At 36.0% G+C, this 11,685-nt stretch carries 13 protein-coding genes and 1 pseudogene; 7 read left to right on the top strand and 7 right to left on the bottom strand.

What is annotated here, in order from left to right; all coding sequences use genetic code 11:
- Positions 1 to 78: 78 nt before the first annotated feature.
- Positions 79 to 999, top strand: a pseudogene (locus ACQKII_RS08560) (DMT family transporter).
- Positions 986 to 1,864 carry a DMT family transporter gene (locus tag ACQKII_RS08555; protein WP_427458305.1) on the top strand — a complete coding sequence of 293 codons (879 nt, stop codon included), beginning with the start codon at positions 986 to 988 and terminating at the stop codon, positions 1,862 to 1,864. Before ACQKII_RS08560 ends, ACQKII_RS08555 begins: the two are co-directional and overlap by 14 nt.
- Before the next feature lie 377 nt (positions 1,865 to 2,241).
- On the opposite strand, the gene ACQKII_RS08550 is transcribed toward ACQKII_RS08555, so the two are convergent.
- The gene (locus ACQKII_RS08550; protein WP_143996905.1) at positions 2,242 to 3,336 is read right to left on the bottom strand and encodes a sensor histidine kinase; all 1,095 of its coding nucleotides are present in this window, start codon (positions 3,334 to 3,336) and stop codon (positions 2,242 to 2,244) included.
- Complete coding sequence (locus ACQKII_RS08545) at positions 3,327 to 4,049, bottom strand: response regulator transcription factor (protein WP_427458303.1); 723 nt, start codon at positions 4,047 to 4,049, stop codon at positions 3,327 to 3,329. The genes ACQKII_RS08550 and ACQKII_RS08545 overlap by 10 nt, the downstream gene beginning before the upstream one ends.
- 166 nt (positions 4,050 to 4,215) lie before the next feature.
- Here ACQKII_RS08545 and ACQKII_RS08540 point away from each other — a divergent pair, with 166 nt between their 5' ends.
- From ACQKII_RS08540 to ACQKII_RS08530, 3 genes are read left to right on the top strand one after another with little or no spacing between them, the layout of a single operon-like run.
- Positions 4,216 to 5,139, top strand: a complete 924-nt coding sequence (locus ACQKII_RS08540) for an ABC transporter ATP-binding protein (RefSeq protein WP_427458301.1) — start codon at positions 4,216 to 4,218, stop codon at positions 5,137 to 5,139.
- Positions 5,132 to 5,836, top strand: coding sequence for an ABC transporter permease (locus ACQKII_RS08535; RefSeq protein ID WP_427458299.1), 705 nt, complete (start codon positions 5,132 to 5,134; stop codon positions 5,834 to 5,836). Before ACQKII_RS08540 ends, ACQKII_RS08535 begins: the two co-directional genes overlap by 8 nt.
- A gap of 27 nt (positions 5,837 to 5,863) precedes the next feature.
- The gene (locus ACQKII_RS08530; protein ID WP_427458297.1) at positions 5,864 to 6,733 is read left to right on the top strand and encodes a DUF4097 family beta strand repeat-containing protein; all 870 of its coding nucleotides are present in this window, start codon (positions 5,864 to 5,866) and stop codon (positions 6,731 to 6,733) included.
- Between the two features lie 445 nt (positions 6,734 to 7,178).
- Here ACQKII_RS08530 and ACQKII_RS08525 read toward each other — a convergent pair whose 3' ends face one another.
- From ACQKII_RS08525 to ACQKII_RS08510, 4 genes are all read right to left on the bottom strand, one after another.
- Entirely contained in the window at positions 7,179 to 7,829 is a 651-nt protein-coding gene (locus ACQKII_RS08525) for an SIMPL domain-containing protein (protein WP_427458295.1), read from the bottom strand.
- A gap of 71 nt (positions 7,830 to 7,900) precedes the next feature.
- Positions 7,901 to 8,524, bottom strand: coding sequence for a DUF2238 domain-containing protein (locus ACQKII_RS08520; protein ID WP_427458293.1), 624 nt, complete (start codon positions 8,522 to 8,524; stop codon positions 7,901 to 7,903).
- 140 nt (positions 8,525 to 8,664) lie between these two features.
- A complete protein-coding gene (locus tag ACQKII_RS08515; RefSeq protein ID WP_010860472.1) occupies positions 8,665 to 8,967 on the bottom strand; it encodes a YunC family protein in 303 nt (100 codons plus the stop codon).
- A 244-nt stretch (positions 8,968 to 9,211) separates the two neighbouring features.
- A complete protein-coding gene (locus ACQKII_RS08510; RefSeq protein WP_427458291.1) occupies positions 9,212 to 9,334 on the bottom strand; it encodes a hypothetical protein in 123 nt (40 codons plus the stop codon).
- 366 nt (positions 9,335 to 9,700) lie between these two features.
- Here ACQKII_RS08510 and ACQKII_RS08505 point away from each other — a divergent pair, with 366 nt between their 5' ends.
- Positions 9,701 to 10,435 (top strand): polysaccharide deacetylase family protein, encoded by a 735-nt coding sequence (locus tag ACQKII_RS08505; RefSeq protein WP_427458289.1) that lies wholly within the window; start codon positions 9,701 to 9,703, stop codon positions 10,433 to 10,435.
- A gap of 80 nt (positions 10,436 to 10,515) precedes the next feature.
- Here the strand turns inward: ACQKII_RS08505 and ACQKII_RS08500 are convergent, their stop codons facing one another.
- Positions 10,516 to 10,767 carry a hypothetical protein gene (locus ACQKII_RS08500; RefSeq protein ID WP_427458287.1) on the bottom strand — a complete coding sequence of 84 codons (252 nt, stop codon included), beginning with the start codon at positions 10,765 to 10,767 and terminating at the stop codon, positions 10,516 to 10,518.
- A 109-nt stretch (positions 10,768 to 10,876) separates the two neighbouring features.
- Between ACQKII_RS08500 and ACQKII_RS08495 the strand changes: the two genes are divergently transcribed.
- The gene (locus ACQKII_RS08495) at positions 10,877 to 11,674 is read left to right on the top strand and encodes a DUF2268 domain-containing protein (RefSeq protein WP_427458285.1); all 798 of its coding nucleotides are present in this window, start codon (positions 10,877 to 10,879) and stop codon (positions 11,672 to 11,674) included.
- Positions 11,675 to 11,685: the final 11 nt, after the last annotated feature.

The raw sequence follows: 11,685 nt of genomic DNA, 5'->3' as shown, positions 1-11,685 counted from the left end.
TTTTTGATATCGTGTAATTCTAAATTTTTAACTATGATAGCTTTACCGGTCGGAAAGAATAGAGAAGGAGTCAATCATATGGAAGAAAAAAGAATGGCCTATATGGCAGCAATTATTTATTCATTTATTATTGGACTTTCGTTTATGTTCGTCAAAATGACATTAACTGTCGCAAGTCCAATGGATACACTTGCACATCGTTTTACGATTGCAATGATGGGTGTGACCGTTTTAGTACTTGTTAAACGAGAAAAATTAAAAATCAATAAAAATGATTTATTGCAAATTTTACCCTTAGCGTTATTATATCCAATCGCTTTTTTCACTTTCCAGGTGTTTGGCTTGGCTCGTGTATCCACCTCAGAGGCGGGTGTTATTCATGCAACTGTTCCTATTTTTACATTAGTCCTTGCCCGTATTTTATTGAAGGAAAAAGCTACACGTGGACAGTTTGTCTTTATTAGTTTATCGGTACTTGGCGTGATCTTCATGCTCTTTATGAATGGCTTGAGCGCTAATACAGCGAATATTATCGGTAGCTGCTTCATATTACTGTCTGCGATAGCTACATCGTTATATAACATTTTTGCTAGAAAGTTAACACAACAATACTCATTAGTGACATTAACATAAGTCATGACATTATGTGGATTTCTTGTGTTTAACGGCATAGCAGTCGGTAATCATGTAGTAAACGGTACGATCAATCAGTTCTTTCGACCCTTTGCGCATGTTGACTTTGTGCTAGCTATTTTATATTTAGGTATTTTATCGTCACTCGTTACATCTTATCTTTCGAATTATGCTTTATCAAAAATAGAAGCATCAAAAATGAGTGTTTTTAGTAATTTTGCCACACTCATTACGATAGTTGCTGGCGTTATCTTTTTGCAAGAGACATTTCATCTATATCATTTACTTGGCGCTATTGTCATTATTATTGGGGTTGTAGGAACTAATCTTTTGGGAAATGGGAGAAAACGCAATGAGAAAATATAGTTTTTTGCTTATGATAAGCTGCATTTGGGGCTCCCAATTTTTCTTCGTAGCGTCAGTAACGAATAATATAGGAGCCATTACATTATCGGTTTTGAAAGCTATTATTGGAGCTATTTGCTTAAGCATTATTAGTCTGTTTTTAATAAAAGAAAACAATAAAACAACGATAAGACTATATTTTTTCCTTGCCCTTTTTGAAGTTGTATTGCCGTTTATCCTGATTGCACAAGGTCAAAAATACGTTTCGAGCAGTGTTGCTTCAATGCTGATTGCGATGGTACCAATCTTTACACTCGCCTTATTTACATTATTCTTTAAAAAGAAAGCAAAAAAGATAGAAGTCCTTAGTATTTTTTTAGGTTTTTTAGGCATCGTTGTTTTATCATGGCCTGATCAAACAGCACTGAATGTTTCGGGAAATATTCTTGGAAATGTACTACTGCTAATGGCTGCGATAAGCTTTGCCTTATCATTGATATTAATGGAAAGATTAGATGGGGGCTCTCCTGTAATCCATATGAGAAACGTTCTGTGGATAGCTACGATACTATTACTTCCATTGTCATTCATTTTTGAACAACCTTTACAAGTGAATATTAATAGGACACAAATAGTATCGATTGCTATATTAGGCATTTTCCACGCAGGAATCGTCTACTTGCTCTATAATCTTTTAATTAAAGAAGAAGGTGCGCTATTTGCATCCTTTAGTAATTATATTGTTCCGGTAGTTGGTGTACTATTAGGCTATTTTATATTAAATGAATCGTTATCTATGCGACATTTGGTGGGCATATGTATAATTCTATTTGCGCTGCTATTTTCGAATGAACGCATTTTTAAAAAGTCTAATGTAAAAATATAGTTCCCATTCTTCAGTTGATTCGCATGAGGCTGGGACAAAAAGAGAAAAAGTGTTAGATTGACTGATGTCGATCTAACACTTTTTTGCTGTAAGTGTTGATGTCCGCTACGGCGGACGCTTTCCGGGGGCGTGGCCTGAGCCTGTAGTCTCAGGGTCACGCTAATCCCCCAGAAGTCGCCGCCTTCGCAACCATCAACTAGTACTCTCTTCTGAATTATATTTATTCCAAAAGCAAGAACGTCTAAATTTTTCTTCATTTTAGATAGCGAAAATTTAATAAAGCCTTTGCTCCTCTTTCTTAAAATTTAAAGTTATGTACCAGCCTCATGTGGAATTTTTTTAGGATACGCAGACAGCTAGTTGGAGCAGTGACTATTCTATTTTTTCGGTAATGTAATTTTGAAAGTCGTTCCTTTAGTGGGCTCACTGTGAACGGAGATTGTCCCATTATGTGTTTTAACTAGCTTATGGACTATAGCCATGCCTAACCCAGTGCCTTCAGAAGAGGAGTCTGTTGTTGTTCCACGATAATACTGCTGAAAAATATTTTCTACCATGTGCGTGGACATACCCACACCATTATCAACAATGTGGATTTCTACATTCTCGCCTCTATCGGAAAGCTGTGTATAAATGTCTGTGTGTTGAGGATTGTGGATAATGGAATTCATAAGAATGTTTTGTAAAATCCGTTGCAAGTATTTTGCATCAAAATCGACATCTAGTACAGGTATATCCGATTGAAAGTGCAACATATAGTCAGTTGCCTGTGGGTTATTACTAATATTTGCAACAATTCTTTTTATAAATTCAACTAAGTCTTGTTTCTTCTTATCCAAAAGGAACGTACCATCGGCGCTATTGAGCTGAATCACGAGACTTAAATCTTGAATAAGATCTTCCATATGCTGGCCCTTATCTGCTATTTCTTGAATAAAGGAGTGAGTCTCCTCCTTTGACCATTCATACTGCTCATTCAATAGCAATGTGGAATAGCCTGTTATATAGGTTAAAGGTGTTTTTAAATCATGAGAAATGCCTGCAATCCATTCTTGTTTCGCTTGTTCTACTTGTCCTCGTTCTGTTTCAGCAGCCTGTAATTTCATAGATAAGGATTGAAGGTGTTGAAGGACCTCTTGATACAAAAGATAGCGCTTACGGAGTTTTCCTTTTCTCGTATAGATTTTAGGTAAACCTTCAGGCTGCTTAAAGTTCTCTAGCGAGAGCTGATAAATCCAAGCCATGATGAAACCAAGGGGCCCTCCAAAATACCATCCAAATAAAACGATACAGATAATGGTACTAATAACAAAAATCCACCCTACAAGTAAACCTTCAAAATCCTCATTAGCAGTGATGGCGATGATTGGAAGAATACCTTCAAGAATAATGAGAATGCCTAAACCAGTCACCAATATCCACAAAATTATCCCCAGTGCTAGATGCAACGTAAATCGAGTATTTATTCGCATATAAATTCCTCTTTAGGTGGAATAAATTTATAACCGATTCCTCGTAAATTGACAATAATTTGAGGTTTACGTGTATCATCGCCGAGCTTTTTTCGCAACTTTGATATATGGATCGTCACCGTTTTTTCCTCTCCAAATACATCATTTCCCCATACAAATTCATAGAGCTGCGTAGTAGTGTAAATACGATTAGGGTTTTTACAAAAGAAATGCAGTAACTCAAGCTCTTTTGCAGTACATTCGATGTGTTGATTGTTAACTGTTAATGTAGCAGACTCAGGGTTAAAAGCGAAATAGCCATAATCGAATCCAGTGTTATTCTTCAGCTTAGTATCCTCATACATTTTTTGACGTCGAAGGATGACTTTAATTCTTGCAACAACTTCTAAAGGATTAAAAGGTTTTGTAATATAATCATCTCCACCAATACCTAATCCTGTTAGTTTATCGAAATCCGTAGAGCGCGCACTCACAAAAATAATAGGTGTATTCGTATATTTCCGTATTTCCGTACAGAGTTCAAAGCCACTGATATCTGGCAGCATAATATCGAGCAAAATAATATCGTATGTATTGTTTTTTACAAGCTGTAGAGTGTCTTTGCCCGTTGAAGCAGTTTCAATATTTATAAAGTTTTCTTTTCTGAGTGTAATTTCGAGTAATTTTAAAATACCGATTTCGTCATCTACTACTAAGATTTTTGCAGACTCCATGTTCATTATCCCTCATTTCAACCTCATCATATCAAGTTCTTTTCTGTATTTCTTTACTTTAATGAAAATATTACGGTTATTTTCCATTGTGTTTACTTTGATTTTACTTTCGTTTATTAAGCTTAGTGTATCGCAACCAAAAAATAAAGATGGGGTGTAAAGTCAAATGGAAACAGTTATCCACATTCATCAATTAACTAAGGCATTCAAGGGGGTTGAAACGGTTTCAAGTGTCAATATGAACATTAACAGAGGAGAAATTTATGGATTTTTGGGCCCGAATGGTGCAGGGAAAACAACAATTATGAAGATGATATTAAACTTAGTAAAACCTTCTTCGGGTGAAATTAAAGTATTTGACCAACAGGTTCTTCCGACTTCGTATCAATATTTAAAGTATATAGGTAGCATTATCGAGTATCCGGAGTTTTATCAAAGACTGACAGCAAAGGAAAATTTACAACTTCATTGCGACTATATTGGTATTTATGAGAAAGAGGCTGTTAAAGAGGTATTAGAAATTGTTGGCCTTAAGGATGTAGGAAATAAAAAAATATATGAGTTTTCTTTAGGCATGAAGCAAAGATTAGGCATAGCGCGTGCAATTGTGACTAAACCGGAAATTCTTATATTGGATGAGCCAATTAACGGGCTGGATCCTATTGGCATTAAAGATATTCGCGAACTTCTTTTGCTTTTAAAAGAACAGCATGGCATCACGATTTTAATATCAAGTCATATCGTCTCAGAAATTGAATCGATTGCTGACACTATTGGCATTATCGATCATGGGAAATTGTTAAAAGAAGTGAGAATGGAGGAGGTCAGAGCTGAAAATATGGAGTACCTTGAAATTAAGGTAGACAATTTGAAAAAAACGACACAAGTACTGGAGAAGAAATTAGGGATTCAAAAATATGAAGTCGTGGATCAGCATTGCATTCGAATTTTTGCAACAGAGATTTCCCAATCGCAAATTAATAAAGAATTAGTTCTAAATGGCATTGTGGTGAACGGAATTGAGAAACAACAACATAATTTAGAAGAGTACTTTTTAAAGCTTATTAATGGAGGTAATCGAGATGCTTAAGCTTCTGAGACTGGAATGGAAAAAGAATTGCCTATCAAGTTATTTTAAAGGGTTAGCAATGTGTACTATAGGGATTTTTGCTGCTGTTGCACTTATGGCATTAGGTTCTAAAAGTGAAGCTGAGCCAATGTTTCCGGATTATACAGAATTTATGTCGTTAACGAATATTTTAATTCGAATCGTATTTATCATTTTTTCGAGTGTGATTTTATCCCGTTTAGTCATCGATGAATATAAGGGGAATACCATTCAAACACTATTTACCTATCCAGTAAAAAGGAAAAAAATAATTCAAGCCAAATTAACCATTGTTTTTGGATTCTGTTTCTTGAGTATTATTAGTGCTAGTTTGATAATTAATTTGTTCATTTATTTGTTAAATCCAATGATGGGCTTATTCGAAAAACCTGTTGAAATACATGAAATGATCTCTACTGTACCATCCATTTTTATCGGTGCATTTATGATTGCTGGAGTGAGTTTAATGCCCTTGTATTTTGGCATGAGAAAAAAATCAACGGCAACGACAATTACTTCTGCTGTATTCATTGGATTTTTGATTAACGCAACCGTTTCTAATGGGGGAGGCCCTACAAGCTTATTTCAATTTATAGCTGTTCCAATCGTATTTTGCCTATTGGGTCTTATAGTAGGCTACCTTTCTTATTACAAAGTCGACAAAATTGATGTAATTTAAAATATCTATGGGAAATGAGGAGTAAAGTTGAAAAAAGCTATAATTGCTTTTTTATTAATGGGTGTAATTGGGGGAGTCGTATTCAGCCTCAAAGCAGTTGGTGAAAAAATCTATAAAAAAGAACAGTCCTTTGATGGTGATCAAATTGAAGAAGTAGAATTAAATAGTGAGTCTTGGAATATAGAATTAGAAAGTTCAGAATCTGAAAAAATGACAGTTACGGTTGATGGTAAACAACAAAATAGCGAGAATAATCCAGTCTCCATTAACAAGGTAGGAAATAAAATTAAGGTACAACAGCAAGATTCAACAGGTGGGATTTTGGGAAACCTTAGCTTTGGCAAAAAGGGTACAATTCACATTTCTTTACCCAATAATAGAGTGAACATGATTACAGTGAATAATAGCTATGGGGATTTAGAAATCAATAATATAGTAACAAAAGAAATTATTATTGCGAATGATTCTGGCTCTAAAAACATTAAAGGCCTTTCCTCAGATAAAGGTAAAATTACATCAAACGACGGAGAATTGAGTATAATGGACAGTTCATTGAATGATTTGTCAATCGTTTCAACCAATGGTGATAGCTATATTACAAGAGTTACTAGTCCTAAGCTGGAAATTACTTCAACAAGCGGTGAGGTCCTAATGAAGGAGATGAAGGAAGGGGAATCACTATTTGTAGAAACTGGTTCAGGAGATATTACGGTATCTTATAAAGAAGCACCGTCATCATTAGTACTTACTGCTAACAGTGATTCAGCAGATGTAACAATTGATTTAGACGGGTATCGGGAAGAAAAGAATACTGAGAAATCACATGAAGGTAAAATTGGGGACGCCTCGAATAGATTGGAACTAGTTAGCAGGGAAGGTGTAATAAATATCAATTAGTTCTAATACGCCATTAACTAAGAGAAGGAGTCAATGAAATAATATGATAAAGAGAGTTTATATTGTTAGACATTGCGCAGCACAGGGGCAAACGTAATTCATAAACAAGGAGAGGCTGGGACATAACTTTAAATTTTAAAAAAGAGGAGCAAAGGCGTTATTAAATTTTTGCTATCTAAAAATGAAGAAAAATTTAGACGTACTTCCTTTTGGAATAAATAAAATTCAGAAGAGAGTACTAGTTGATGGTTGCGAAGGCGGCGACTCCTGGGGGATTAGCGTGACGCCTGAGACTACAGGCTCAGGCCACGCCCCCGGAAAGCGTCCGCCGTAGCGGACATCAACGCTTACAGCAAAAAAGTGTTAGATCGACATCAGTCAATCTAACGCTTTTTCTCTGTTGTCCCAGCCTCTCCTTGTTTAATTTCATATTTCTGTAAGATCGTTAATATTGAAATTTGACTCGTACAGTTGCACTAATGGTCATTTGACCTTGCTCGATGGGGGTTGAAATTGTCGAATCTGCCATCGCCATGGATTTATATAGCACAGGGCCACTTTCATGTTCCTCAACAATTTCGATTGGCTGAGGATGCAATGGCAAGTGCATGGTTTCGGCAATTGTTTTGGCCTTCATTTGCGCATTATGAAGAGCTAAACTGAGCGCCTGTTGATAATATACATCAGCATTGTCAATTTTAAATTGAATGGACGAGATACGATTTGCACCATTTTGCACGGCTGTATCAATGACCGCTCCAACCTGATTCGTATCCGGTATTTTAACCGTAATGGCATTTGTCACTTCGTAGCCTTTAAATACCTGTTTGCCGTCTACAAAATCATAGATAGGTGCAATATTATAAGCCGCGGTTTGCACATTTTCTCTTGGAATTTTAAGTGCCAAGATGGATTGAAGTACACGATTCATGATACTAGCATTTTCTTGTTGTGCTTCCTGTACATTTTTCCCTTGTGTGCTCACTTCTATTTGAAGCTGGACATAACTTGCACTAGCAAGTACCTTTCCATTTCCGGTCACAGTTATAATACGAGATGCAGGGGGTGAAGGCTGATTGATATTTGCATAATACATCTGAACACCACCTTCCAAATAGTTCATACTATACGCGTTACAGGAAATAACTTATAGTCGATAATTCAGGTTCACTTGGACTGTTTTCTTATTAATTTATCATGTAATTTGGTGAAAAGGAGTAGTGCTAAAATCGTCCCAATAAGGGCTAAAAACATATCCCATTGAGCGTCCCATTTATCACCTTGCATGCCTAAAAAGTCTTTAGAAACTTTCCCTCCCTTTGAAATTTTTGTACTAAGCCATTCAATAATTTCATAGAAAGCGGCAATGGCAAGCATGATACTAATTGTAATCCCTGACAACCAAGCTCCTTTGGTTAACGGCGTTTTATGTAATAATATCTCTCTTACCACAATTGCCATTAACCCCTTAAGGAAATGTCCGAAGCGATCATAGTGATTGCGTTGTAAATGAAATTCTTCCTTTAGCCAGTTAAAAAGTGGGACTTCTGAATACGTATAGTGCCCACCAATGAATGTCAGAATAGATAAAAGAGCGATAATAACATAAGAAAGTGTAGTGAAGCGGAACTTGTTATAAATGGCTGTGACCGTTATTACAGCAATCACACCAGGGCTGACTTCTGCCAACCAATCCAAATAAGAAACAGGTTTGATAATTGACCATATAAAAACTACAGTAACAAGTAATAATAAAGCTAAATGTATCTTCAAATGTTTATTTGTATGCATTATAATCACTTCCTTTGCCTTATAGTATAAGGAAAGAGTGATTAGCTTATTCAGCCGATGTTAAAACACCAGCTGAATAAAGTTCAATTTTTACGCTTTGGCATAATTGAAGGTTCTAGTCGTATCAATTGTTTACCACATTAAATCATTTTTAATAAGGCTTCTACCCCAGTCATTCCTGCAAATATGCCAAGTTGTTCCGCTTCATAGGTAACGGATTCTAGCGGAGCTGTTAATAACTCATCAATTGTTTTAACACCAACAGCTCGACCAGCAACAATTTTACGATCCACTAAACGACTATTTAAAAGACCAACATCTAATGCACCACACATGATGTAGCCTGTATCATTTGAAATTGTCAGTAGTGTTGTTTTTGGTAAATGGACAATCACAGCTGTGAAAAAATGACCTTTAATCATAATAGGTTCAATTGTCACCATTTAAATCACTCCTTTTCTCTATATACATATGGCAATAGACAAAAAGGTGTTCAAGATATTTCAATTTAAAAAAGCACGTAATGACAGTTCGGTATCCAATAGTGAATGTCCAAAACAACTGTAGTTATGTTAGTAGCTTTCTTCACTTTATGTGAGCGTTCACTAATGAAAGTATGTAGAAGATTTGGGGGATTTACGAAAAGGCATAAAAAAAGCTACTCCTGAGAGTAGCCTTGTCAATAAATTACTTTGTATAGGAAAGCATCGCTGTTTGCTTGATTTTTTCTAATGCAATTGTAGCCTCATTTTTAGTACTGTACTCGAACATACGGAAAGTATCTTTTTCAAAAACTGTAATAACCCACATTATAAAGTCCCCTTTGTATCAAATTTTTTGTTCTATAACAACCGGATGATTCACGGTGTTTTTCTTAAATTGTTATATATCAGTTATAGTTCCTATTTTACACCGATTTTTTAAAAAAGAAAGTGCAATGTGATTGTTTTCACAAATCGTTCAAAAATAAGCGCCCGTTTGTGAATATTATATGAAGGTCAGTATATGAACTGCAATTATGTGTTGAAGTGAAAACATTTCTAACTATTTTATAGGTGTAGTTTTTTAGGGGATGTAGGTGAAAACAGCCAGTCATTCTGAAGTATAATTCACTGCATTTCGCAAATAGTAAGTTATCGAAGTTATGTGAAATTGAGCATGGGAGGTGATGCTATAATGCGTAAACACGTATTGATTTTAACGGCTTGTTTTTTACTCATCTCGATATCTTATGCAGGGTTGAAAACCTTTGCTGATAAAGGGCGAAGTTATTATGAAGAGACAGGGGAAGTTGTGTGGGATATTAACACCAAAGATAAGATAGTTGCCCTGACTTTTGACGATGGTCCGCATCCAAAATATACAGCAGGAGTTTTAGATTTATTAGCCAAATATGAGGCAAAAGCTACTTTCTTTGTTGTTGGAGGGAACGCCGAAAAATATCCTGAGCTTGTTTTGCGCACTTATACGGAAGGACATGAATTGGCCAATCATACGTATACGCATCCGTTTAAGGTTTCAGTAACTGAATTGCAGGAGGAATTGCTGCAGACGAATGAAATGATTTATAGTATTACTGGTTTCTATCCTGTTCTGTTTCGCCCTGTAGGTGGAAATTACAATGACAAGATGATTAATGCTGCGGTGAAAGATGGATACAAAGTGGTTATGTGGTCTTGGCATCAGGATACACAGGATTGGAAACAACCAGGTGTGAGTAAAATTGTTAAAAAAGTACTTAACGGTACAAAGCCTGGAGATGTCATTCTTTTTCATGATGGTGGTGGCAATCGTACGCAAACGCTTAAAGCACTTGAAGAAATTTTGCCAACACTAAAGAAGCAAGGATATACATTTGTTACCGTATCGGAGTTAATTGAAAGCAAACAACAACAAGAGGCAGTAAAATAAAAAAAAATGAGCCATCTCAAAAATATTGTTGAGATGGCTCATTTTAAATGCGATGGAATCAGTAAAAGCCATTTAAAAGTTTAGAAAAATAAAAGTGGTGCTAGTGCTATGCCAAAAATAGTACCTATAGCGATACCAAAACCAAATCCTGAACCTCTAAAGCCCCAAAAACCTAAACCGTAGCCATTATATCGTCTATCAGGCAGAATCCATACCTGTTTTCTGTCTACCCTTGTTATTTCCCCCACATGTACTCTGCCAGATGTATCAGTAATTTTTACGCGTTTACCATGATATTTACAGCAAAGATTATAAGCATCAGCTGGATTCACAAATTTCCCTCCTTTCTAACTTCATTACAAGTTAATATATGCGACTGTAGACAATCAGCATTAGCCGATTGTCTACTCAAGGCATAAGCTATGAAAAAAGGATGGGAAGATGTCAGTACGACCTACAGATGAGTGGCTTAACAACTTCATTAATGTACGAAAGAGAAATCATGATAAAAGTTTGGAGGAGATACAATGCGCCATTCTTTGTAATCCTTTAGTAGACGTTTTTATAGACTTTCCACCTGAAGAGGTACAATATGTTTTATTGCAAAATGGTCTATTTCAGGCACATGAAGAAGTCGCTTTGGAAGCGTTAGAAAAACAGGATATATGGAAGATTGTTCAAGTGGAATTTGACCGTTTAAAGAAACGATGGAATGGACCAGATGTCCCTATCTATATTTTCCCTATAAATCAGGAACAATCATTTACCAGAAAAAATGGTGTTGCTTATCCGAATGCCTTGTTTCTATTTATTGCTACGGGTCTTGAAAAGGAGGAAGTGAAAGCATTATTTGCTCATGAATATAATCATGTTTGTCGACTTCGGTATAGTAACAAGCCTTTAGAAGTAATGACCTTGAGGGATTCTCTTATTTTAGAGGGACTGGCAGAATGTGCAGTGGAAGAACTGTATGGTGACAAATGGTTAGCCCCATGGCTCAAAAACTACTCAATGGAAGACCTATTGCAGAGTTGGGAGAGTGATTTTGTTCCTGTATTAGATGTACAGGGCGTACATAATCATTTTGACTTCTTATATGGAGGCGAGCTACCTAAATGGATTGGTTATTGTATCGGATATGAAATCGTCCGAACGTATAAAAAGAATTTCCCCACGAGTGAGCTCTATTTGAAGTCAGCGGAGGAATTAGTGGCAGGCTCTGATTTTCCGTTACAATAGAAGAAAGGAGT

Source organism: Lysinibacillus sp. NPDC048646 (genome assembly GCF_050272295.1).
GTDB lineage: Bacteria > Bacillota > Bacilli > Bacillales_A > Planococcaceae > Lysinibacillus.
The sequence above is the reverse complement of the archived record's forward strand: the minus strand, read 5'-3'. Positions and strand labels throughout refer to the sequence as shown.